This is a genomic window from Streptomyces sp. NPDC007863 (assembly GCF_040633895.1).
In the GTDB taxonomy this organism is placed as follows: domain Bacteria; phylum Actinomycetota; class Actinomycetes; order Streptomycetales; family Streptomycetaceae; genus Streptomyces.
The window spans coordinates 243719-266365 of record NZ_JBEYEI010000003.1 but is presented as its reverse complement, the minus strand read 5'-3'; the positions used below and the strand labels follow the sequence as shown (position 1 = coordinate 266365).

Here is a 22647-nt window from a genome sequence, read left to right as displayed (position 1 = left end):
GTCACAGCCCCGGCCGCTTGCCCCAGATGTAGACCCGGTCACCCTTGCGGAGGACCGACCACAGCTTCTCCGCGTTCTTGTAGGTCAGGTTCACACAACCGCGGCTTCCGGTGGGGGTGGCGATGGCCCCGTAGACACCGTGGAAGGCCTGGCCGCCGTCGAAGAACTGGGAGAACGGCATCGGCGTGTCGTAGATGGACGACCAGTGGTCCTTGTGGCGCCAGTAGACGGAGTGCCAGCCGGTGCGGGTGCGGTAGCCGGCCCGGCCGCTGCGGATGTTGACCACGGCGTAGGTGATCTTCTTGCCCTTCTGCACCCACATCAGCTCGCGGTTCAGGTCGACGCAGGCGACCGGGTAGGAGCGGACGGGGCACTTCCTGGCGGCGTTGGGGTTCTTCCGCGCGGCGAGGAGTTCGGCGCGGGCCCAGGTGACGGGCCCGGCGTAGCCGTTGGCGGGCTTGATCTTCTGCTTGGTCTGGAAGGCGCGGATGGCCTTGCAGTCGGCGGCGGACTGCTTCCCGTCGGCCTTGAGTCCCAGCAGCCGTTCGACCTGCCGCTGGTACATCCCGGTCTGGGAGGTGCAGGCGGCCTTGACGGCGTTGCGCGGGAGGTACTCGACGAGTTCGTCGACCTCCTCCTCCGGCACGGGGACGGGGATCTCGCCGTCGGGGGCGGTCGGCGGGAGGACCTGGTCGGGGGTGTCCATGGGGTACTCGGGGCGTCCGGCGCCGACGATGCCGGGGACGAGGACCTCGGCGGCGGGATCGGGCTCCACCCCGTGCGCGGGGGCGGCGGACGCGGGGGCGCCACCGCCCAGGAGCGCGGCGGCGAGCAGGGGCGGCAGGATGCGGTGTCTCCATCTGATCACCCGTCCATCCGACCCGCCCGGGTCCGGCCCGGCACGCGCTGCCCCCCGCCCGGCGCAACGCGGTTGGGCCGACCGGCGGCGCGTCCCCCCGGCCGACCGGCGGCGCGTCCTACGGTTCCCGCACGTCCTGCCAGGCGCCGGACAGGGCGTCGGCGACCTCGGTCGCGGTGATCGGCCCGCCCCGGCCGGTGGCCCGCCGGGCGGCGAGTCCGTGCAGGTAGGCGGCGCAGGAGGCGGCGTCCACGGCGTGGAGTCCGGCGGCGAGGAGGGAGCCGGCCAGGCCGGCGAGGACGTCGCCGGAGCCGGCGGTGGCGAGCCACGGGGTGCCGGTCGGATTGATCCGCACGGGGCCGGTGCCGCCGGGCCCGGCGACCAGGGTGGTGGAGCCCTTGAGGAGGACGGTCGCGCCGTACCGGCCGGCGAGCTCGCGGACGGCGGCGAGCCGCCGCGCCTCCACGTCCGCCCGGTCGGTGCCGAGCAGCGCCGCCGCCTCGCCCGCGTGCGGGGTGAGCAGGGTGGGCGCGGACCGCTCCCGTACGGCGTCGGGGTCGAGGCCGCGCAGTCCGTCGGCGTCGACGAGGACCGGCACCTCCGAGGCGAGGACCTCGGCGACGGCGACCTCCGCGCCGGGCCCGTCGCCGAGGCCGGGCCCGACGACCCAGGCCTGGACGCGGCCGGCCTTGTCCGGCGGCCCCGCGTGCACCAGGGTCTCCGGGTGGGCGGCGATCACCGCCTCGCGGACGTGGCCCACGTACCGCACGGCCCCGGCGCCGCCGCGCAGGGCGCCCGCGACGGTGAGGACGGCCGCGCCGGGGTAGCGGGAGGAGCCGGCGACGACGCCGAGGACGCCCCGCCGGTACTTGTCGCTCTCCGCGCCGGGCGCGGGCAGCAGCCGGGCCACGTCCTGGTGCTGGAGCGCCTCGGCGGCGGGCACGGAGGGGAGGGTGGCGGCGAGCCCGATGTCCACGAGCCGCAGCGCGCCCGCGTACTCCCGCGCCGGGTCGACGAGCAGCCCCGTCTTGTACGTGCCGAAGGTGACGGTCACGTCGGCGGGCAGGGCCTCGCCGGCGACCTCGCCGGTGTCGGCGTCGACGCCGCTGGGCAGGTCGACGGCGACGACGACCGCGTCGGAGCCGCGCGCGGCGCGGGCGACGGGCACGGCCTCGGGGCGCAGTCCGCCGAGCCCGCCGATGCCGGTGATGCCGTCGAGGACGAGGTCGGCGGCGGCCAGCGCCTCGTACGGGTCCTCGGTGACGCGTCCGCCGGCCGCCCGCAGCGCGGCGAGTCCGGCGCCGTGGGCGCGGGCGCCGAGGAGCACGGCGGTGACCCCGGCGCCGCGCCGGGCGAGCCGGGCGCCGGCGTAGAGGGCGTCGCCGCCGTTGTCCCCGCTGCCGACCAGGAGGACGACCCGGGACCCGTACACCCGGCCCTTGCCGAGCAGCGAGCAGCAGGCGGCGGCGAGTCCGGCGGCGGCCCGCTGCATCAGGGCGCCCTCGGGCAGCCCCGCCATCAGCTCGGCCTCGGCGGCCCGGACGGTCTCCACGTGGTGAGCGGTACGCATGGGGAGCAGTCTGCCCCAGGTGCGGGACGACCGCCGGAGGAACGGCCGAGCCGAGGACTTGGCGGAAGACCGAGCGGAGGAAGGAGCGGAGGACTTGGGCGGAGCGCCCGGGGGAGCCGTCAAGCGCCGTCCGCAAGACCGCCCGCTGACGACGCACGGGCGGGGCGGACACCGACCCCGCACGCGGCACTCGCATCCGACGCCGGCCCTGGCAGCCGCGTGCGGCACGGTACGGGCCCGGCACCGCCTCCTCGCGGCCGGGCCCGTACCCGTACCCGTACGCGTACCGCTCAGCCCTCGGCGATCACCACCGCCGAGGCGACCCCGGCGTCATGGCTCAGCGAGATGTGCCAGTGCTTCACGCCCAGCTCGGCCGCCCGGGCCGCCACCGTGCCGCGCACCCGCAGCCGGGGCTGGCCGGTGGACTCGGCGTACACCTCGGCGTCCGTCCAGTGCAGGTTCCCGGGCGCGCCGAGCGCCTTGGCCAGGGCCTCCTTCGCGGCGAAGCGCACCGCCAGGGAGGCCGGGCCCCGGCGCTCCCCGCTGGGCAGCACCAGCTCCTCGCGCACGAAGAGCCGCTCCACCAGCGCCGGCGTCCGTTCGAGCGACGCGGCGAAGCGGTCGATCTCCGCCACGTCGATCCCCACCCCGATGATCATTTCTCTCCTCACTCCACCGTCACGGACTTGGCCAGGTTGCGCGGCTGGTCCACCTCGTTGCCCCGGGCGGTGGCCAGCTCGCAGGCGAAGACCTGGAGCGGCACCGTGGAGACGAGCGGCTGGAGCAGCGTGGGCGTGGCGGGGACGCGGACGAGGTGGTCGGCGAAGGGGACGACGGCCTCGTCGCCCTCTTCCGCGATCACGATCGTCCGGGCGCCACGGGCCCGGATCTCCTGGATATTGGAGACGATCTTGTCGTGGAGGACCGAGCGCCCCTTGGGCGAGGGCACCACGACGACGACCGGCAGGTCCTCCTCGATCAGGGCGATCGGCCCGTGCTTCAGCTCGCCCGCCGCGAAGCCCTCGGCGTGCATGTACGCCAGCTCCTTCAGCTTCAGCGCGCCTTCGAGGGCCACCGGGTAGCCGACGTGCCGGCCGAGGAAGAGGATCGTGTCCTTGTGGGCGAGGGAGCGGGCGAGGGCCCGTACGGGCTCCATGGTCTCCAGGACCCGCTCGACCTCCTCGCCGATCCGCGCCAGCTCGCGGACCACGTCCCGGATCTCGTCGCCCCACTTGGTGCCGCGCACCTGCCCCAGGTAGAGGGCGAGCAGATAACAGGCGACGAGCTGCGTGAGGAAGGCCTTCGTCGACGCCACGGCGACCTCGGGCCCGGCGTGCGTGTAGAGCACGGCGTCGGACTCGCGGGGGATGGTCGAGCCGTTGGTGTTGCAGACCGCGAGGACCTTGGCGCCCTGCTCCCGGGCGTGCCGCAGCGCCATCAGGGTGTCCATGGTCTCCCCGGACTGCGAGACGGCGATGACGAGCGTCCGCTGCCCGAGGATCGGGTCCCGGTAGCGGAACTCGCTGGCCAGCTCGACCTCGCAGGGGATGCGGGTCCAGTGCTCGATGGCGTACTTGGCGATCAGCCCGGCGTGGAAGGCGGTGCCGCAGGCGACGATGACGACCTTGTCGGCCTCGCGGAGCACCGCGTCGGGGATCCGCACCTCGTCGAGGGTCAGCCGCCCGTTCGCGTCGATCCGCCCGAGGAGGGTGTCGGCGACCGCCTTCGGCTGCTCGGCGATCTCCTTGAGCATGAAGTGGTCGTAGCCGCCCTTCTCGGCGGCGGAGGCGTCCCAGTCGACGTGGAAGGCCCGGACCTCGGCCGGCGCGCCCTCGAAGTCGGTGACGGTGACCCCGTCCCGGCTCAGCTCGACGACCTGGTCCTGCCCGAGCTCGATGGCGGACCGGGTGTGCGCGATGAAGGCGGAGACGTCGGAGGCGAGGAAGTGCTCCCCCTCCCCCACCCCGACGACCAGCGGCGAGTTCCGCCGCGCGCCGACGACCACGTCGGGCTGGTCGGCGTGGACGGCGACCAGCGTGAAGGCCCCGTCGAGCCGCCGGCAGACCAGCCGCATCGCCTCGGCCAGGTCACCGACGGACGAGAACTCCTCGGCCAGCAGATGGGCGACGACCTCGGTGTCGGTCTCGGAGAGCAGCTCGTGCCCCCGCTCCGCCAACTCCTCGCGCAGCGCCGCGAAGTTCTCGATGATCCCGTTGTGCACGACGGCGACCCGCCCCGCGTTGTCGAGGTGCGGGTGCGCGTTGGCGTCCGTCGGCCCGCCGTGGGTCGCCCACCGCGTGTGCCCGATCCCCACCGACCCCCCGGCCAGCGGCCGGTCGACCAGCTCCTTCTCCAGATTGACGAGCTTCCCGGCCTTCTTGGCCGCGGCGAGCCCCCCGTCCGCCAGGACGGCGACCCCGGCCGAGTCGTACCCCCGGTACTCCAGCCTCTTCAGCCCCGCGACGACCACATCGAGCGCCGACTGCCCACCGACGTATCCCACGATTCCGCACATGACGGCAGCCTACGGCCGAACCCCGCCCCCGGCCCGGACCCCCGCACGGAGTCGCGGGCCGCCGACCGGGGCGGCGCGCCACGTGACCCACCCCACCCCCCACGCCCCGCGTGGACCCGGGACAATGGGCGGGTGATCACTTCGCCGCCACGAAGCGCCAACGGCAACGGCAACGGAGCCGGGACCGGCACCGGGACCGGGGGGAGCCGTCGGGCGCCCGAGCCGACGCCGTACGTCGACCTCACACGGGCCGAGTGGAGCGCGCTGCGCGACAAGACGCCGCTGCCGCTCACCGCCGACGAGGTCGAGCGGCTCCAGGGCCTCGGCGACGTCATCGACCTCGACGAGGTGCGGGACGTGTACCTGCCGCTGTCGCGGCTGCTCAACCTCTACGTACAGGCCACCAGCGGGCTCCGCGGGGCGCTGAACACCTTCCTCGGGGAGAAGGCCGAGCAGCGCGGCACGCCGTTCGTCATAGGGGTCGCCGGGTCGGTCGCGGTCGGCAAGTCGACCGTGGCGCGCCTCCTCGAAGCGCTGCTCGCGCGGTGGCCCGAGCATCCCCGGGTGCAGCGGATCACCACCGACGGGTTCCTCTTCCCGATGGAGGAGCTGAAGGCGCGCGGGCTGATGTCCCGGAAGGGCTTCCCCGAGTCGTACGACCGGCGGGCGCTGACCCGCTTCGTCGCCGACGTGAAGGCGGGCAAGGACGAGGTCACCGCGCCCGTCTACTCGCACCTCATCTACGACCGGGTGCCGGGCGAGCGGCTCGTGGTGAGCCGGCCCGACATCCTCATCGTCGAGGGCCTGAACGTCCTCCAGCCGGCGCTGCCCGGCAAGGACGGGCGGACCCGGGTCGGCCTCGCCGACTACTTCGACTTCTCCGTGTACGTGGACGCCCGCGCGGAGGACATCGAGGGCTGGTACCTCAACCGCTTCCGGAAGCTGCGCGAGACCGCGTTCCAGGACCCGTCCTCGTACTTCCGCCGCTGGACGCAGGTCTCCGAGGAGGAGGCCCTGGACTACGCCCGCACGATGTGGCGGACCGTCAACAAGGTGAACCTCCTGGAGAACGTGGCGCCGACGCGCGGCCGGGCGACGCTCGTGCTGCGCAAGGGCCCGGACCACAAGGTGCAGCGGCTGAGCCTGCGGAAGCTCTGAGCCTCCGTAAGCTCTGACCATGCTGCATCTGCGGATGATCGTTCCCCCGGACCGCACCGAGGCCGTGGCCGGGCTGATCGGCTCGACCGTCGGCACCACCCACCTGGTGGTGCTGCCGGGAGCCGCCAGGGACCCGGCCGGGGACGTCGTCATGTGCGACGTGGCCCGGGAGGCGGGCGACGAACTCCTCCACGGGCTGCGGGAGCTGAAGCTCGATCAGGACGGGTCGATCGCCGTCGAGAACATCGACCTGTCGATGTCGGAACGGGCCGACGCGGCCGAGGAGGACGCCCCCGGCGAGGGCGCCGACGCGGTGCTCTGGGAGCAGCTGGCGAACGCCACCCACGAGGAGTCGACGCTCTCCTTCACGTACCTCGCCTTCATGCTGCTCGCGACGATGATCGCGGCCTGCGGCGTGGTCCTCGACAACGCGATCCTGATCGTGGGCGCGATGGCGGTGGGCCCGGAGTTCGGCCCGCTCGCCGGGGTGTGCACGGCGATCGTGAAGCGCGCCCCGCGGCTCGCGGTCCGCTCGCTGATGGCGCTGCTCATCGGCTTCCTGGTGGCGATCGCGGGCACGACGCTGTTCAGCCTGCTGATGGACGCGCTGGGCCAGTTCAGCAAGGAACGACTGGACGCCGAGCGGCCGCAGACCTCGTTCATCTGGCAGCCGGACCCGTTCTCCTTCGTGGTCGCCCTGCTCGCGGGCGCGGCCGGCACCCTCTCGCTGACCTCGTCGAAGGCGGGCGCCCTGGTGGGCGTGGCGATCTCGGTGACGACCGTCCCGGCGGCGGCCAACGCGGCGGTGGCGCTCAGCTACGGCGAGGTCGGCCAGACCTGGGGCTCGATCGAGCAGCTGCTCCTCAACCTGCTGGGGATCATGTTGGCGGGGACCCTGACGCTGTTCCTGCAGAAGTGGCTGTGGAACACCCAGCGCGGCAAGCTCAAACGGAAGCTGCGGAGGAGCTGAGCCCCGGATACGGAGAAGGGCCCCGCCGCACCGGAGTGCGCGGGGCCCTTCCTCGTACCGTCCGCGGGGTCTAGCCCAGCGCGGACTTCACGACGTCGGCGAGGCGCTGCGCGACCGAGCGGGCCTGCTCGATGTCGGCGGCCTCCACCATGACGCGGACCAGCGGCTCGGTGCCGGAGGAGCGGAGCAGCACCCGGCCGGTGGTGCCCAGCTCGCGCTCGGCGTCGGTGACGGCGGCGGCGAGTTCACCGGAGGTGGCGACGCGGGACTTGTCGACGTCCTTGACGTTGATCAGGATCTGCGGCAGCCGCTCCATGACGGAGGCCAGCTCGGCGAGGGACTTGCCGGTGGCGGCGACCCGGGCGGCCAGCATGAGGCCGGTGAGGGTGCCGTCGCCGGTGGTGGCGTGGTCGAGCACGATGACGTGCCCGGACTGCTCGCCGCCGAGGGCGTAGCCGTGCTCCTTCATGGACTCCAGGACGTAGCGGTCGCCGACCGCGGTCTGGAGGAGGGTGAGGCCCTCGCGCTCCATGGCGAGCTTGAAGCCCAGGTTGGACATGACGGTGGCGACGACGGTGTCGCCGCGCAGGGTGCCGGCCTCGCGCATGGCGAGGGAGAGCACGGCGAGGATCTGGTCGCCGTCCACCTCCGCGCCGGTGTGGTCGACGGCGAGGCAGCGGTCGGCGTCGCCGTCGTGGGCGATGCCGAGGTCGGCGCCGTGCTCGACGACGGCGGCCTTGAGCAGCTCCAGGTGGGTGGAGCCGCAGCCGTCGTTGATGTTGAGGCCGTCGGGGGCGGCGCCGATGGTGACGACCTGGGCGCCGGCGCGGGTGAAGGCCTCGGGCGAGACGCGGGCGGCGGCGCCGTGGGCCTCGTCGAGGACGATCTTCAGGCCGTCGAGGCGGTGGGGCAGCACGGCGAGGAGGTGGGCGACGTAGGTCTCGAAGCCCTCGGTGTAGTCGCGGACGCGGCCGACGCCGGCACCGGTCGGGCGGTCCCAGGGGGCGCCGGTGCGGTGCTCCTCGTAGACGGCCTCGATCTTGTCCTCCAGGTCGTCGGCGAGCTTGTGGCCGCCGCGGGCGAAGAACTTGATGCCGTTGTCGGGCATGGCGTTGTGGCTGGCGGAGAGCATCACGCCGAGGTCGGCGCCGAGGACGCCGGTGAGGTGGGCGACGGCCGGGGTCGGCAGGACGCCGACGCGCAGCACGTCGACACCGGCGCTGGCGAGACCGGCGACGACCGCGGCCTCCAGGAACTCTCCGGACGCCCGCGGGTCCCGTCCGACCACGGCCGTCGGCCGATGGCCCTCGAAGGTCCCCGCTTCGGCGAGCACGTGCGCCGCCGCGACCGACAGGCCGAGCGCGAGCTCCGCCGTCAGGTCGGCGTTGGCTACGCCGCGTACGCCGTCGGTGCCGAAGAGTCGTCCCACAGCTGTCCTCCGAAAATGCGTGCCCAAAGACTGGAAGGTGAAAAAGGTTAAGAAAAAACGTACGCCCCGACGGCACGCGCAGTGCGCCGGGGCGTACGTACAAGCAGTGCGGCAGGCGATTAACGCTTGCTGTACTGCGGAGCCTTACGGGCCTTCTTGAGACCGGCCTTCTTCCGCTCGACCGCGCGGTCGTCACGGGAGAGGAAGCCGGCCTTCTTCAGCGCCGGGCGGTTGTTCTCGACGTCGGCCTCGTTCAGGGCACGGGCCACGCCGAGGCGCAGGGCGCCGGCCTGGCCGGAGACACCGCCACCCGCGATGCGGGCGATGACGTCGTAGCGGTTGTCGAGCTCGAGCACCTTGAAGGGCTCGTTGACTTCCTGCTGGTGGACCTTGTTCGGGAAGTAGTCCTCGAGCGTACGCCCGTTGATCTTCCACTTGCCGGTGCCCGGGACGATCCGGACGCGGGCGATGGCGTTCTTGCGACGGCCCAGGCCGGCGGCCGGCTGCGGGTCGCCGAAGCGGGACGCGAGGGACTCGGAGGTGTAGTCACCCTCGACGATCTCGGTCTCGGTGGTGTACTCCTCGACGCCCTCGAACTCGTCGACGGGGGTCTCGGGGGTGGTCTCGGCCACGATGCTCCTCAGATTTCTTTCGTTCTTAGGGGGTGTGGCCGGAACTACTGCGCGACCTGGGTGATCTCGTACGGAACCGGCTGCTGGGCAGCGTGCGGGTGGTTCTCGCCCGCGTAGACCTTCAGCTTCGAGAGCATCTGGCGGCCCAGGGTGTTCTTCGGGATCATGCCCTTGATGGCCTTCTCGACGGCCTTCTCGGGGTTCTTGTCGAGCAGCTCGTCGTAACGCACCGAGCGCAGACCACCCGGGAAACCGGAGTGGCGGTACGCCATCTTCTGGGTCTTCTTGTTGCCGGACAGGTGGACCTTGTCAGCGTTGATGATGATGACGAAGTCGCCCATGTCCATGTGCGGGGCGTAGACCGGCTTGTGCTTGCCTCGCAGGAGGTTCGCAGCCGTCGTGGCCAGACGACCCAGGACGATGTCCTGCGCGTCGATGATGTGCCACTGGCGAGTGACATCGCCGGGCTTGGGGCTGTACGTACGCACTTCGTAGCCTTCGCTTCTTCAGTGGATGGAGTCCAGACACACCTGAAGCGATCATGCAGCTGGGGCCTGCACTGCCGGGTCGACGCCCGTATGCGAGCCACTGGTAACTGCTCCAGGGAACCTGCGCAAGGCCTCTTCGCGTGAGAACGACGAAGCCAATACGCATAACAAACCGCAACAGTACCCGCGCCACCCCCGACGGGTCAAAATGCCGCAGGCCCCCAGGTCACCGTGCCCTGTCGACCCGGCGCTCGTCCCACACCGGCTCGGTCGTCTCCCGTACGACGCCGTCGGAGCCGAAGACCAGGTAGCGGTCGAAGCTCTTGGCGAACCAGCGGTCGTGGGTGACGGCCAGGACCGTGCCCTCGTACGACTCCAGGCCGTCCTGGAGGGCCCCCGCCGACTCCAGGTCCAGGTTGTCCGTCGGCTCGTCCAGGAGCAGCGCGGTGGTGCCGGCCAACTCCAGGAGGAGGATCTGGAAGCGGGCCTGCTGGCCGCCGGAGAGCTTGTCGAAGGGCTGGTCGCCCTGGCGCTCCAGCTCGTACCGCCGCAGCATCGACATCGCCGCGCCCCGGTCCTTGGCGTGCTCCGTCCACAGGATGTCGACGAGCGGGCGCCCGGCGAGCTCGGGGTGGGCGTGGGTCTGCGCGAAGTGCCCGGGGACGACCCGCGCGCCCAGCTTCCACAGGCCCGTGTGCGCCACCGACGCGTCGCCGGCGAGCAGCCGCAGGAAGTGCGACTTGCCGGAGCCGTTCGAGCCGAGGACGGCGACCCGCTCCCCGTAGAAGATCTCCAGCGAGAAGGGCTTCATCAGGCCGGTGAGCTCAAGGTTCTCGCAGGTCACGGCGCGGACGCCGGTACGGCCGCCGCGCAGCCGCATCCGGATGTCCTGCTCGCGCGGCGGCTCCGGCGGCGGACCCGCCTCCTCGAACTTCCGCAGCCGGGTCTGGGCGGCGGCGTACCGCGAGGCCATCTCGTGGCTGACCGCGGCCGCCTGCCGCAGGTTGACGACCAGCTTCTTCAGCTGCGCGTGCTTCTCCTCCCAGCGCCGCTTCAGCTCCTCGAAGCGGGCGAACCGCTCCCGCCGCGCCTCGTGGAAGGTGTCGAAGCCGCCGCCGTGCACCCACACGTCGGAGCCGGCCGCGCCGGGCTCCACCGCGATGATCTTCTGCGCGGCCCGGGAGAGCAGCTCCCGGTCGTGGGAGATGAAGAGCACGGTCTTACGGGTCTCCCGCAGCCGCTCCTCCAGCCACCGCTTGCCCGGCACGTCCAGATAGTTGTCCGGCTCGTCGAGGAGCAGCACCTCGTCGGTGCCGCGCAGCAGCGACTCCAGGACCAGCCGCTTCTGCTCACCGCCGGAGAGCGTCCGCACCTGCCGGAACTGCGCCTTGTCGTACGGCACGCCGAGCGCGGCCATCGTGCAGATGTCCCACAGCGTCTCGGCCTCGTACCCCTGCACCTCGGCCCAGTCGGCGAGGGCCTGCGCGTACCTCATCTGCGCGGCCTCGTCGTCGACGGTCATGATCAGGTGCTCGGCCTCGTCGACGGCCTTCGCCGCCTCCCGGATCCGCGGGTGCGCCACGGAGACGAGCAGGTCGCGGACGGTGGACTCGTCCCGTACGGAGCCGATGAACTGCGGCATCACGCCGAGCCCGCCGCTGACGGTGACGGAGCCGCCGTGCGGCTGGAGGTCTCCCGCGATCATCCGCAGGAGGGTGGTCTTGCCGGCGCCGTTGGCCCCGACGAGCGCGACGACCGCCCCCTCCCCCACCCGGAAGGAGGCGTCCCCGAGCAGGACCCTCCCGTCGGGAAGGTAGTACTCCAGATGCGCGGCCTCGACGTGTCCCATGAGGTGCATTGTCACCGCCCGCGCCCGCTTCTCCCAAGCGGTTTAGGATGCGCGGCATGAGCTTTGGGGGACCGCAGTGGCCGCAGGAGCCGCAGCAGCAGGGGCAGCAGGGGCAGCAGGGGTACGGACAGCCGCAGGGGTACGGGTACCCGCAGCAGCCGGGACCGCCGTACGGACAGCAGCAGCCACCGCAGCACGGGTACGGCTACCCGCCGCCGCAGGACCCCTTCGCGGGCGGACAGGGCGGACAGGGCGGGCACGGCGACGGCACCCCTGACTGGGGCGCCCTCGCGGCCGCCTCCGAGGCCGGCGGCCGCCGCAAGCGCAGGCTGCTGATCGCCGGCGGCGTCGTCGCCACGCTCGCCGTCGGCGCCCTCGTCGCGACCGCCGTCGTCGCCACGAACAAGAAGAACGACGAGGCCAAGAACGGCGGCCCGACTCCCACGGGCACCGTCACCGCGACGGTCTCCCCGACCCCCGCGCCGACCTTCTCCTCCGTGGCCCCGCCGCCCCCGCCGGACCCGAAGGACTACATCACCGACCCGAAGAAGGACACGGCGCCGCTGACCGCCGAGGGCCTCTACCCGGGCACCAAGCTGACCATGTTCGGCCGCCCGTACAAGAAGGGCGCGACCTCGGCGACGAAGAACTGCGCCTCGGTCACCGTGGGCGGGCTCGGCTCGGTACTGCAGAAGAACGGCTGCGAGCGCGTGCTGCGCGCCACCTATGTCAAGGACGGCGTGGCGATCACCGTCGGCGTGGCCGTCTTCCCCTCCGAGAAGGCGGCCCTGGCCGCGAAGAAGCAGGCCACCGGCGGCATCGCGCCGCTCGCCGGCAAGGGCGTCGGCACCTTCTGCCACGCCACCGTCTGCCTGCGCCGCGCCAACTCGGTCGGCCGCTACGCCTACTTCACCCAGGCCGGCTTCGCGAACGGCAAGAAGGTCACCACCAAGGACAAGCCGGTCTTCCAGGCCAGCGACGACCTCGGCACCTTCGTCTTCAACCAGATCTACGCCCGCGGCAAGAGCCAGGCGAAGGCGGCGGCCGCCGCCTCGGCCCCGCCGCGCTAGCGGGCCGCTCCGGCGCGCCTCAGCAGCAGCCGGCGACGCCCGGCAGGGTCCGCTTGTTGCGGGCCTCGCGGCTGCGCGCGGCCAGCTGGTCGTCGGCCGGGTAGCCGACCTCTTCGAGGGTGAGCCCGTGCGGGCGTACGACGTGGACGGCGGAGTCCCGCACGCCGGCGGCCAGCACCTTCCCCGGCCACTCCACCGGCCGGTGCCCGTCGCCGACGAAGAGCAGCGCGCCGACCAGCGAGCGGACCATGTTGTGGCAGAAGGCGTCGGCCTTGACCGTGGCCTCCATGATCCCGTCGGGCCGCCGCTCCCAGCGCAGCTCCTGGAGCGTGCGGATGGTGGTCGCGCCCTCGCGCTTCTTGCAGTACGCGGCGAAGTCGTGCTCGCCGATGAGCGCGGCCGCGGCCTCGTTCATGGCGTCCATGTCGAGCGTCCAGTCGTGCCACAGGACGTGCCCGCGCAGCAGCGGGTCGACGCCGCCGGGGTGGTCGGTGACCCGGTAGGCGTACCGCCGCCAGATCGCCGAGAAGCGGGCGTTGAAGCCGTCGGGGGCCTCGGTGACGCTCCACACCCGGACGTCGTGCGGGAGCCGCCCCGCGAGCCGCCGCAGCAGCTTCTCGCGGTGCTCCTGCCACAGCCCCTCCGGCAGGTCCACGTGCGCGACCTGGCCGCGCGCGTGCACCCCGGCGTCGGTCCGGCCGGCGACGGTCAGCTCGAACGTCTCCGGGGACCGCGTCACGGTCTTCAGCGCGTCCTCGATCTCGCCCTGCACGGTCCGCTGCCCGCGGGCCTGCTTGGCCCACCCGGAGAAGTCCCGGCCGTCGTACGAAAGGTCGAGCCGTACCCGTACGAACCCGGGCTGCACGTCATCACTCACCAGAAAATCCTCTCAGACACACGGGAACGGGCCCGCACCCCAGGGGGTACGGGCCCGTCCGCGAGAAACGTCGCGGGAACGCTTACGCGTCCTTCGCCTCGTCCTCGGTCGCCTCGACGGCGGCGGCCTCGTCGGCCTCCTTGACGGCGCGCTTGGTGGCGGCCTCGGCCTCGGCGACGGTCGCCTTCTTGGCGATCTCGCCCTCGACCAGCTCGATCACGGCCATCGGGGCGTTGTCGCCACGACGGTTGCCGATCTTGGTGATACGGGTGTAACCACCCGGACGCTCCGAGTAGCGCGGGGCGATCTCGGTGAAGAGGGTGTGGACGATGCCCTTGTCGGTGATCGTCTGCAGCACCAGGCGACGGTTGTGGATGTCGCCCTTCTTCGCCTTGGTGATCAGGCGCTCGGCGACGGGACGCAGACGGCGGGCCTTGGCCTCGGTCGTCGTGATGCGGCCGTGCTCGAACAGCGACTTCGCCAGGTTGGCGAGGAGCAGCTTCTCGTGAGCGGCGGAACCGCCGAGGCGGGCACCCTTCGCGGGACGCGGCATGGTGTTTCTCCTTGTGATCTGCACCGGCCGTATGAGGTACCGGTGTCAGTGTCCGAGCGGGCGAGTGCCCGTCGGAGACCCCGCGCCCCGTCAGGGGCGCGGGGAACTGCGCGATCAGCCGAAGCGGACCCGCAGCAAGAACGTGACCGTCAGTACTGCTCGGTCTCGACGAACCCGGCGTCCGCGTCGTCGTCGGCGCCGAAGGCGTCGGCGGCGGCGGTCGGGTCGAATCCGGGCGGGCTGTCCTTGAGGGCCAGGCCCATGCCGGCCAGCTTCGCCTTGACCTCGTCGATCGACTTCGCACCGAAGTTGCGGATGTCGAGCAGGTCGGCCTCGGAGCGCGCCACGAGCTCACCCACGGAGTGGATGCCCTCACGCTTGAGGCAGTTGTAGGAGCGGACCGTGAGCTCCAGCTCCTCGATCGGCAGCGCGAGGTCGGCGGCCAGGGCGGCGTCCGTCGGGGACGGGCCCATGTCGATGCCCTCGGCGTCGATGTTCAGCTCGCGGGCGAGACCGAACAGCTCGACCAGGGTCTTGCCGGCGGACGCCATGGCGTCGCGCGGGCGCATGGCCTGCTTGGTCTCGACGTCGACGATGAGCTTGTCGAAGTCGGTGCGCTGCTCGACTCGGGTCGCCTCGACCTTGTAGGTGACCTTGAGAACCGGCGAGTAGATGGAGTCGACCGGGATACGGCCGATCTCCTGGCCCACCTGCTTGTTCTGGACGGCGGAGACGTAGCCGCGACCGCGCTCGACGGTCAGCTCCATCTCCAGCTTGCCCTTGGCGTTCAGGGTCGCCAGGACGAGGTCGGGGTTGTGCACCTCGACACCGGCCGGGGGCGCGATGTCGGCGGCGGTGACCAGACCCGGGCCCTGCTTGCGCAGGTACATCACGACCGGCTCGTCGTGCTCCGAGGAGACGACCAGCTGCTTGATGTTGAGGATGAGGTCGGTGACGTCCTCCTTGACACCCGGCACGGTGGTGAACTCGTGCAGGACGCCGTCGATCCGGATGCTGGTGACAGCGGCGCCCGGGATCGAGGAGAGGAGGGTGCGGCGGAGCGAGTTGCCGAGGGTGTAGCCGAAGCCCGGCTCCAGCGGCTCGATGACGAACCGGGAGCGGAACTCGTCGACGACCTCTTCGGTCAGCGACGGACGCTGAGCGATAAGCATGTGTGAATCCTTCAGTCGTGGGCGCCCACTATTTGACGCCCTCGGGTACTACAAGGGTACGGGCGGTACGGCCCCGGAGAAGGGGACGCACCGCCCGAAAGTCCTGCTCAAGCAGCCTGTGCGTCAGACGCGGCGGCGCTTGGGGGGACGGCAGCCGTTGTGCGGCGTGGGGGTGACGTCCTGGATCGAGCCGACCTCGAGGCCGGTGGCCTGGAGGGAGCGGATCGCGGTCTCACGGCCGGAGCCGGGACCCTTGACGAAGACGTCGACCTTGCGCATGCCGTGCTCCTGCGCGCGGCGGGCGGCCGACTCGGCGGCCATCTGCGCGGCGAAGGGGGTGGACTTGCGCGAGCCCTTGAAGCCGACGTGGCCGGCGGAGGCCCAGGAGATCACGTTGCCCGCGGGGTCCGTGATCGAGACGATCGTGTTGTTGAACGTGCTCTTGATGTGCGCGTGGCCGTGAGCGACGTTCTTCTTTTCCTTGCGGCGCACCTTCTTGGCAGCGCCCTGACGACCCTTGGGGGGCATCTCTTACTCCTACGGGAGGTGGTCGGTCCTACAGCGAAGACCGCTTGGTCAAGCGTCCGCTGAGGACTACTTCTTGCCCGGCTTCTTCTTGCCGGCGATGGCGCGACGCGGGCCCTTGCGGGTACGAGCGTTCGTGCTGGTGCGCTGGCCGCGGACGGGCAGGCCACGACGGTGGCGGAGGCCCTGGTAGCAGCCGATCTCGACCTTGCGGCGGATGTCGGCGGCGATCTCGCGGCGGAGGTCACCCTCGGTCTGGAGGTTGGCGTCCACGTACTCGCGGATCTTGACGAGGTCTTCCTCGGCAAGGTCGCGGACACGGGTGGACGGGTTCACGCCGGTGGCGGCGAGGATCTCCTCGGACCGGGTACGCCCGATGCCGAAGACGTAGGTGAGTGCGACCACCACACGCTTTTCGCGCGGGATGTCAACACCGGAAACGCGTGCCATTCAATGGCTCCTGTGTTCTCGGGGGTCTGCTGCAGAACCGTTCCCGGCTGCCGTATGAGGTACAGATCGGGTCCCCGGCCCCCGCCGGAGGTGCCGTCAGCCGTGGATCACGACCGGACGGGCTCTGCGTATGTACGTATTGCTATGCGTCGCGCGAAGAACTGCGAAGGTGCAGGTTCGGTCGGCGTGCGTCAGCCCTGGCGCTGCTTGTGGCGCAGGTTGTCGCAGATGACCATGACCCGGCCGTGACGGCGGATCACCTTGCACTTGTCGCAGATCTTCTTGACGCTCGGCTTGACCTTCATGGGATGTGAGGTTCTCCGGGTCAGTGCCACCACCCGCGCGCGGAGGCGGGGTGCGGGCAAGATCTACTTGTACCGGTAGACGATCCGGCCACGCGTCAGGTCGTACGGAGACAGCTCCACGACGACCCGGTCGTCCGGGAGGATTCGGATGTAGTGCATCCGCATCTTGCCGGAGATGTGCGCGAGGACCTTGTGACCGTTCTGGAGCTCCACCTTGAACATGGCGTTCGGCAGGGACTCGATCACGGTGCCCTCGATTTCGATGGCACCTTGCTTCTTGGCCACGCTTCGCCCTTCGAATCGGCTACCTTGATCGACTCTCACTCCCCGGTGCGGACACACGGGTACACGAGAGCCGACGCATCAGTCTACGCCAGGCCCCTGGAAAAGACGAATCCGGGGAGTCTGCCCAGCGCTGAAGATCGTTACGCCAGCGGGTCCGGCGCCGCCGTGACGCCCATTTCCGCCAGCTTGGCCTTGCCGCCGTCGACGGCGGTCAGGACCAGGGGGCCCTCCTCGGTGAGGGCGACGCTGTGCTCCCAGTGGGAGGACCAGGTGCCGTCGGTGGAGACGACCGTCCAGTCGTCCGCCAGGACCTCCGTGTGCGGGGTGCCGAGGGAGACCATCGGCTCGATCGCCAGGCACAGGCCGGGGACCAGCTTCGGGCCCTTGCCACGCTTGCGGGAGACGTAGTTCAGCAGGTGCGGGTCCATGTGCATCTCGGTGCCGATGCCGTGGCCGCCGTAGTCCTCGACGATGCCGTACTTCCCGAGGCTGTGGTCGCCCACGGCCGGCCGCGGCTGGCGCTTGATGTACGACTCGATCGCCTTCGAGATGTCGACCAGGCGCCCGCCCACCCGCATCGCCGCGATGCCGGCCCACATCGACTCCTCGGTCACCCGGGAGAGCTCGATCAGCTCCGGGGCGTGACCGGTGCCGACGAAGGCGGTGTACGCCGCGTCGCCGTGCCAGCCGTCGACGATCGCGCCGGCGTCGATCGAGATGATGTCGCCGTCCTTGAGGACGGTCTTCTCGTCGGGGATGCCGTGGACCACGACCTCGTTGACCGACGTGCAGATGGTCGCGGGGAAACCGCCGTACCCGAGGAAGTTCGACTTCGCCCCGTGGTCGGCGATGACCTTGCGGGCGACCTCGTCCAGGTCCTTCGTCGTGGCGCCCGGCACGGCCGCCTCGCGCGTCGCCGCGTGGATGGCGGCGACGACCAGCCCCGCCTCACGCATCTTCGCGATCTGCTCCGGGGTCTTGATCTGCACCATCGTCGGCGGGGCCTTTCCATCGAATACGGGGAACAGAACAACGATACGGCCGCGGCGCCCGTCAGGGGCACCGCGGCCGTACCGCGTGAGCGTGGGGTTACTTCTTCAGCGCGCCCATCGCGCGCGCCGTGACCTCGTCCACCTTGCCGAGCGCCGAGATCGTCACGACCAGGTTCTGCGCCCGGTAGTAGTCGATGATCGGCTCGGTCTGCGTGTGGTAGACCTCCAGGCGGGTGCGGACGGTCTCCTCGGAGTCGTCCGCGCGCTGGTAGAGCTCGCCACCGCAGGTGTCGCAGACGCCCTCGGTCTTGGGGGCGTTGTACTCGACGTGGAAGACGTGCGAGGAGTCGTTGCGGCAGATGCGGCGACCCGCGATCCGCTTCACGACCTCGTCCTCGGGGACCTCGAGGTCCAGAACCGCGTCCAGCTGCATGCCGTCCGCCTTGAGGGCGACATCCAGGGCCTCGGCCTGAGCCACGTTGCGCGGGAAACCGTCGAGCAGGAAGCCGTTCGCGGCGTCCGCCTGCTGCATGCGGTCCTGGGCCATCCCGATGGTCACCTCGTCCGGGACGAGCTCGCCCCGGTCCATGTAACCCTTCGCCTTCAGGCCCAGCTCCGTGCCCTGCGAGATGTTGGCACGGAACAGGTCACCCGTGGAGATGTGGGGAATGGCCAGGTTCTTGGCAAGGAACGCAGCCTGCGTTCCCTTGCCGGCCCCGGGCGGTCCGACGAGGACGATTCGCATCAGCGGAGGAACCCTTCGTAATTGCGCTGCTGGAGCTGGCTCTCGATCTGCTTCACGGTCTCCAGCCCCACACCCACGATGATGAGGATGCTCGTCCCACCGAAGGGGAAGTTGGCATTGGCACCGCCGAAGCCTGCCAACGCCATCGTCGGCACAAGAGCGATCAGACCCAAGTACAGCGAGCCCGGCCAAGTGATCCGGTTGAGCACGTAGCTCAGGTACTCGGCAGTAGGTCGACCAGCCCGGATACCCGGGATGAAGCCACCATACTTCTTCATGTTGTCCGCGACTTCCTCGGGGTTGAACGAGATCGCCACGTAGAAGAAGGCGAAGAACACGATCAGGAGGAAGTACGTCGCGATGTAGTAGGGGTGGTCACCCTTGACGAAGTGGGCTTCGATCCAGGTCTTCCAGCCCGCGGTGGAGCTGGAGAACTGCGCGATCAGCGCCGGGATGTAGAGCAGCGACGAGGCGAAGATGACAGGAATCACACCTGCCTGGTTCACCTTCAACGGGATGTAAGTGGACGTACCGCCGTACGACCTGCGGCCGATCATGCGCTTCGCGTACTGCACCGGGATCCGGCGCTGCGCCTGCTCGACGAAGACCACGAGGGCCACCATCACGAAGCCGATGAGGATGACGGTGCCGAACTCGATCCAGCCCTGGGCGAGCTTGCCGCTCTCCTTGATGGCCCACAGGGCGCCCGGGAAGCCGGCGGCGATCGAGATGAACATCAGGATCGACATGCCGTTGCCGATGCCGCGGTCGGTGATGAGCTCACCGAGCCACATGACGATGGCGGTGCCCGCGGTCATGGTGATGACCATGGTGGCGATGGTGAAGATCGACGGGTCCGGGACGACCTGGTCGGCGACGTTGCAGCCGCTGAAGAGGGCGCCGCTCTTGGCGGTGGCCACGAGGCCCGTGCCCTGGAGGATCGCGAGCGCGATCGTCAGGTAGCGGGTGTACTGCGTGATCTTCGCCGTACCGCTCTGGCCCTCCTTCTTGAGGGCTTCGAGACGCGGGATCACGACGGTGAGCAGCTGCAGGATGATGCTCGCCGTGATGTACGGCATGATGCCGAGCGCGAAGATGGTGATCTGCAGCAGTGCGCCGCCACTGAACATGTTCACCAGGCCGAACAGGCTGTTGTTGCCTTCGCTCGCCTGGTCCACGCACATCTGGACGGCCTCGTAGCTGACGCCGGGGACGGGGATGTGGGCCCCGAGGCGGTACAGCACGATGATCGCCAGCGTGAAGAGCAGCTTCTTGCGCAGGTCGGGCGTCTTGAACGCCCGGGCGAAGCCGGTGAGCACGGTGCCTCCTGCGACCCCCGCGCTATGCGTCAGAGGTGACGGTTTTGTGATTCGACAATGACTGGGTGGATCAGTCCCGGCCCCTGCGGTCTATACCGCATGAGCATGGACGGTGCACGCCACCTTACCGGCGACCATGCCCCCCTAGGAACGACCAACCGGGGATGCCCCTTTTGGGAGGCATCCCCGGTCGGATGTTCAGGCCATCGAGTCGTCTCAGACGAGCTCGGTGACGGTGCCGCCGGCGGCGGCGATCTTCTCCTTGGCGGAGCCGGAGACGGCGTCGACCGTCACCTGCAGCGCCACGGAGACCTCGCCCTGGCCCAGGACCTTGACGAGCTGGTTCTTACGAACGGCACCCTTGGCGACCAGATCGGCCACCGTGACCTCGCCACCCTGCGGGTAGAGCGCGGCCAGCTTGTCCAGGTTCACGACCTGGTACTCGGTGCGGAACGGGTTCTTGAAGCCCTTGAGCTTCGGGAGACGCATGTGGAGGGGCATCTGGCCACCCTCGAAGCGCTCCGGAACCTGGTAACGCGCCTTGGTGCCCTTGGTACCACGACCGGCCGTCTTACCCTTCGACGCCTCACCACGACCCACACGGGTCTTGGCGGTCTTGGCGCCCGGGGCGGGACGGAGGTTGTGGATCTTGAGCGGGTTGTTCTCCGCCATGATCAGTCGACCTCCTCAACCGTCACGAGGTGGCGGACGGTGTGCACCATGCCGCGGAACTCGGGGCGGTCCTCCTTGACGACCACGTCGTTCAGGCGCTTGAGCCCGAGCGAACGCAGCGTGTCGCGGTGGTTCTGCTTGCTGCCGATGTACGACTTCGTCTGCGTGATCTTGAGGCGAGCCATTACGCACCCGCTCCCGCACGCGCACGAAGCAGAGCCGCGGGGGCGACGTCCTCGAGCGGCAGACCACGGCGAGCCGCGATCTCCTCGGGACGCTGCAGGCCCTTCAGGGCCTCCACGGTCGCGTGCACGATGTTGATCGCGTTGTCGGAGCCGAGCGACTTCGACAGGATGTCGTGAACGCCGGCGCACTCGAGAACGGCGCGCACCGGGCCACCGGCGATAACACCGGTACCGGGGGAAGCCGGCTTGAGCAGGACGACGCCCGCAGCCTTCTCGCCCTGGATCGGGTGGGGGATGGTGCCCTGGATACGGGGGACCTTGAAGAAGTGCTTCTTGGCCTCCTCAACACCCTTGGCGATGGCGGCCGGCACCTCCTTGGCCTTGCCGTAACCGACACCCACGGTGCCGTCACCGTCACCCACCACGACGAGCGCGGTGAAGCTGAAGCGACGACCACCCTTGACAACCTTGGCGACGCGGTTGATCGCGACTACGCGCTCAACGTACGCGGTCTTCTCGGCGGCGGCAGCGCCACCGTCGCGGCCCTTCCGGTCCCGCCGCTCGCCGCCACCGGCACCGCTGCCGCGGCGCTGGGGTCCAGCCATTGGATTACCTCTCTCTGTTACGTCCGTTAGTCCCGGAACCGGGGCTTAGAACTTCAGCCCGGCTTCGCGGGCGGCGTCAGCCAGAGCGGCAATGCGCCCGGCGTACCTGTTGCCACCACGGTCGAACACGACGGCCTCGACACCGGCGGCCTTGGCGCGCTCGGCGACCAGGGCGCCGACCTGCTGGGCCTGCGAGGACTTGGAGCCCTCGCCACCGCGGATCGAAGCGTCCAGGTGGGACGCCGACGCGACGGTGTGACCCTTGAGGTCGTCGATGACCTGCGCGGTGATACCGCGGTTCGAACGCGTCACGACGAGGCGCGGACGCTCCGCCGTACCCGACACGTTCTTACGGATGCGCAGGTGACGGCGCGCCTTCGCGGCGCGCTTGTAAGCGTCGCCCTTGGCGATCTTGACACCGTATGCCATGGCTTACTTACCAGCCTTTCCGACCTTGCGGCGGATGACCTCGCCGGCGTACTTGACGCCCTTGGCCTTGTACGGGTCGGGCTTCCGCAGCTTGCGGATGTTCGCCGCGACCTCGCCGACCTTCTGCTTGTCGATGCCCTCGACCGAGAACTTGGTCGGGGACTCGACCTTGAACGAGATGCCCTCGGGGGCCTCGATCAGGATCGGGTGGCTGTAGCCGAGCTGGAACTCCAGACCGGAGCCCTTCGCGGCCACGCGGTAACCGACACCGCTGATCTCGAGCGCCTTGACGTACCCCGTGGTCACACCGGTGATCATGTTGGCCACCAGCGTGCGGGACAGGCCGTGGAGGGCCTTGTTCTGACGCTCGTCGTTCGGACGGGTGACGTTCAGAACGCCGTCCTCGCCCTTAACGATCTCGATCGGCGCGGCGACGGTGTGGGTCAGGGTGCCCTTGGAACCCTTCACCGTGACCGTGCGGCCCTCGATGGTGACGTCCACGCCGGCGGGAACCGTGATGGGGAGCTTGCCGATTCGCGACATTGCTATTCCTCCGTTCCCGACTACCAGACGTAGGCGAGGACTTCCCCACCCACGCCCTTCTTCTGCGCCTGCTGGCCGGTCAGGAGACCGTGGGACGTGGAGATGATCGCCACGCCCAGGCCGCCGAGAACCTTCGGCAGGTTGGTGGACTTCGCGTAAACCCGGAGGCCCGGCTTCGAGATCCGCTTGATGCCCGCGATGGAGCGCTCACGGTTCGGACCGAACTTGAGGTCGATGACGAGGTTCTTGCCGACCTCGGCGTCCTCGACCTTCCAGCCGGTGATGAAGCCCTCCTGCTGGAGGATTTCCGCGATGTGCGACTTGATCTTGCTGTGCGGCATCGTCACGGTGTCGTGGTACGCCGAGTTCGCGTTACGCAGACGCGTGAGCATGTCTGCGATCGGATCAGTCATGGTCATGAATTGGCCTTCGGCCTCTCTCGCCGGGGTT

27 protein-coding genes are annotated in these 22647 nt (G+C 70.2%); 3 read left to right on the top strand and 24 right to left on the bottom strand.

Annotated features, from left to right (window positions below):
- Position 1 precedes the first annotated feature (1 nt).
- The 4 genes from ABZ621_RS06400 to glmS form a co-directional block, all read right to left on the bottom strand.
- A complete protein-coding gene (locus tag ABZ621_RS06400; protein WP_360601269.1) occupies positions 2–868 on the bottom strand; it encodes a L,D-transpeptidase family protein in 867 nt (288 codons plus the stop codon).
- Positions 869–977: 109 nt separating this feature from the next.
- Entirely contained in the window at positions 978–2429 is a 1452-nt protein-coding gene (locus ABZ621_RS06395) for an NAD(P)H-hydrate dehydratase (RefSeq protein ID WP_360601267.1), read from the bottom strand.
- A gap of 290 nt (positions 2430–2719) precedes the next feature.
- A complete protein-coding gene (locus ABZ621_RS06390; protein ID WP_360601265.1) occupies positions 2720–3088 on the bottom strand; it encodes a holo-ACP synthase in 369 nt (122 codons plus the stop codon).
- An 8-nt stretch (positions 3089–3096) separates the two neighbouring features.
- Positions 3097–4944 (bottom strand): glutamine--fructose-6-phosphate transaminase (isomerizing), encoded by a 1848-nt coding sequence (gene glmS / locus ABZ621_RS06385; protein ID WP_360601263.1) that lies wholly within the window; start codon positions 4942–4944, stop codon positions 3097–3099.
- 132 nt (positions 4945–5076) lie between these two features.
- On the opposite strand from glmS, the gene coaA reads away from it, so the two are divergent.
- Positions 5077–6102: a type I pantothenate kinase gene (gene coaA, locus ABZ621_RS06380; protein ID WP_360601260.1), complete on the top strand. Its 1026-nt coding sequence runs from the start codon at positions 5077–5079 to the stop codon at positions 6100–6102.
- Between the two features lie 19 nt (positions 6103–6121).
- Positions 6122–7072 carry a DUF389 domain-containing protein gene (locus ABZ621_RS06375; RefSeq protein WP_360601258.1) on the top strand — a complete coding sequence of 317 codons (951 nt, stop codon included), beginning with the start codon at positions 6122–6124 and terminating at the stop codon, positions 7070–7072.
- 70 nt (positions 7073–7142) lie between these two features.
- Here ABZ621_RS06375 and glmM read toward each other — a convergent pair whose 3' ends face one another.
- The 4 genes from glmM to ABZ621_RS06355 form a co-directional block, all read right to left on the bottom strand.
- Positions 7143–8501 carry a phosphoglucosamine mutase gene (gene glmM / locus ABZ621_RS06370; RefSeq protein WP_360601256.1) on the bottom strand — a complete coding sequence of 453 codons (1359 nt, stop codon included), beginning with the start codon at positions 8499–8501 and terminating at the stop codon, positions 7143–7145.
- A 119-nt stretch (positions 8502–8620) separates the two neighbouring features.
- Complete coding sequence (gene rpsI / locus ABZ621_RS06365; protein WP_030750225.1) at positions 8621–9133, bottom strand: 30S ribosomal protein S9; 513 nt, start codon at positions 9131–9133, stop codon at positions 8621–8623.
- 44 nt (positions 9134–9177) lie between these two features.
- Positions 9178–9621 carry a 50S ribosomal protein L13 gene (gene rplM / locus ABZ621_RS06360; RefSeq protein ID WP_189948219.1) on the bottom strand — a complete coding sequence of 148 codons (444 nt, stop codon included), beginning with the start codon at positions 9619–9621 and terminating at the stop codon, positions 9178–9180.
- 226 nt (positions 9622–9847) lie between these two features.
- A complete protein-coding gene (locus ABZ621_RS06355; RefSeq protein WP_360601254.1) occupies positions 9848–11470 on the bottom strand; it encodes an ATP-binding cassette domain-containing protein in 1623 nt (540 codons plus the stop codon).
- A 56-nt stretch (positions 11471–11526) separates the two neighbouring features.
- Between ABZ621_RS06355 and ABZ621_RS06350 the strand changes: the two genes are divergently transcribed.
- Positions 11527–12540: a hypothetical protein gene (locus tag ABZ621_RS06350; protein ID WP_360601252.1), complete on the top strand. Its 1014-nt coding sequence runs from the start codon at positions 11527–11529 to the stop codon at positions 12538–12540.
- 19 nt (positions 12541–12559) lie between these two features.
- Here the strand turns inward: ABZ621_RS06350 and truA are convergent, their stop codons facing one another.
- The 16 genes from truA to rpsH form a co-directional block, all read right to left on the bottom strand.
- A complete protein-coding gene (gene truA, locus ABZ621_RS06345) occupies positions 12560–13417 on the bottom strand; it encodes a tRNA pseudouridine(38-40) synthase TruA (RefSeq protein ID WP_360601250.1) in 858 nt (285 codons plus the stop codon).
- 82 nt (positions 13418–13499) lie between these two features.
- Positions 13500–13970 (bottom strand): 50S ribosomal protein L17, encoded by a 471-nt coding sequence (gene rplQ / locus ABZ621_RS06340; RefSeq protein ID WP_031012120.1) that lies wholly within the window; start codon positions 13968–13970, stop codon positions 13500–13502.
- Between the two features lie 149 nt (positions 13971–14119).
- Positions 14120–15142 carry a DNA-directed RNA polymerase subunit alpha gene (locus ABZ621_RS06335; RefSeq protein ID WP_004946635.1) on the bottom strand — a complete coding sequence of 341 codons (1023 nt, stop codon included), beginning with the start codon at positions 15140–15142 and terminating at the stop codon, positions 14120–14122.
- A 123-nt stretch (positions 15143–15265) separates the two neighbouring features.
- Positions 15266–15670 (bottom strand): 30S ribosomal protein S11, encoded by a 405-nt coding sequence (rpsK, locus tag ABZ621_RS06330; RefSeq protein WP_006376016.1) that lies wholly within the window; start codon positions 15668–15670, stop codon positions 15266–15268.
- Positions 15671–15736: 66 nt separating this feature from the next.
- Complete coding sequence (rpsM, locus tag ABZ621_RS06325) at positions 15737–16117, bottom strand: 30S ribosomal protein S13 (protein WP_015035595.1); 381 nt, start codon at positions 16115–16117, stop codon at positions 15737–15739.
- Positions 16118–16308: 191 nt separating this feature from the next.
- Positions 16309–16422 carry a 50S ribosomal protein L36 gene (gene rpmJ / locus ABZ621_RS06320; RefSeq protein WP_003956441.1) on the bottom strand — a complete coding sequence of 38 codons (114 nt, stop codon included), beginning with the start codon at positions 16420–16422 and terminating at the stop codon, positions 16309–16311.
- 63 nt (positions 16423–16485) lie between these two features.
- The gene (gene infA, locus ABZ621_RS06315; protein ID WP_003956442.1) at positions 16486–16707 is read right to left on the bottom strand and encodes a translation initiation factor IF-1; all 222 of its coding nucleotides are present in this window, start codon (positions 16705–16707) and stop codon (positions 16486–16488) included.
- Positions 16708–16847: 140 nt separating this feature from the next.
- Positions 16848–17699 carry a type I methionyl aminopeptidase gene (gene map / locus ABZ621_RS06310; RefSeq protein WP_360601248.1) on the bottom strand — a complete coding sequence of 284 codons (852 nt, stop codon included), beginning with the start codon at positions 17697–17699 and terminating at the stop codon, positions 16848–16850.
- Between the two features lie 97 nt (positions 17700–17796).
- Positions 17797–18444, bottom strand: coding sequence for an adenylate kinase (locus tag ABZ621_RS06305; RefSeq protein WP_360601246.1), 648 nt, complete (start codon positions 18442–18444; stop codon positions 17797–17799).
- Positions 18444–19763 (bottom strand): preprotein translocase subunit SecY, encoded by a 1320-nt coding sequence (gene secY / locus ABZ621_RS06300; RefSeq protein WP_360601244.1) that lies wholly within the window; start codon positions 19761–19763, stop codon positions 18444–18446. Before secY ends, ABZ621_RS06305 begins: the two co-directional genes overlap by 1 nt.
- A 216-nt stretch (positions 19764–19979) precedes the next feature.
- Positions 19980–20435, bottom strand: coding sequence for a 50S ribosomal protein L15 (rplO, locus tag ABZ621_RS06295; RefSeq protein WP_169088488.1), 456 nt, complete (start codon positions 20433–20435; stop codon positions 19980–19982).
- Between the two features lie 2 nt (positions 20436–20437).
- Positions 20438–20620 carry a 50S ribosomal protein L30 gene (gene rpmD / locus ABZ621_RS06290; RefSeq protein ID WP_005313525.1) on the bottom strand — a complete coding sequence of 61 codons (183 nt, stop codon included), beginning with the start codon at positions 20618–20620 and terminating at the stop codon, positions 20438–20440.
- Entirely contained in the window at positions 20620–21225 is a 606-nt protein-coding gene (rpsE, locus tag ABZ621_RS06285; RefSeq protein WP_030201551.1) for a 30S ribosomal protein S5, read from the bottom strand. Before rpsE ends, rpmD begins: the two co-directional genes overlap by 1 nt.
- Before the next feature lie 45 nt (positions 21226–21270).
- Positions 21271–21654 carry a 50S ribosomal protein L18 gene (rplR, locus tag ABZ621_RS06280; RefSeq protein ID WP_030759358.1) on the bottom strand — a complete coding sequence of 128 codons (384 nt, stop codon included), beginning with the start codon at positions 21652–21654 and terminating at the stop codon, positions 21271–21273.
- A 3-nt stretch (positions 21655–21657) separates the two neighbouring features.
- Positions 21658–22197, bottom strand: coding sequence for a 50S ribosomal protein L6 (gene rplF, locus ABZ621_RS06275; RefSeq protein WP_360601241.1), 540 nt, complete (start codon positions 22195–22197; stop codon positions 21658–21660).
- Between the two features lie 20 nt (positions 22198–22217).
- Positions 22218–22616 carry a 30S ribosomal protein S8 gene (rpsH, locus tag ABZ621_RS06270; protein ID WP_031012103.1) on the bottom strand — a complete coding sequence of 133 codons (399 nt, stop codon included), beginning with the start codon at positions 22614–22616 and terminating at the stop codon, positions 22218–22220.
- Positions 22617–22647 lie beyond the last annotated feature (31 nt).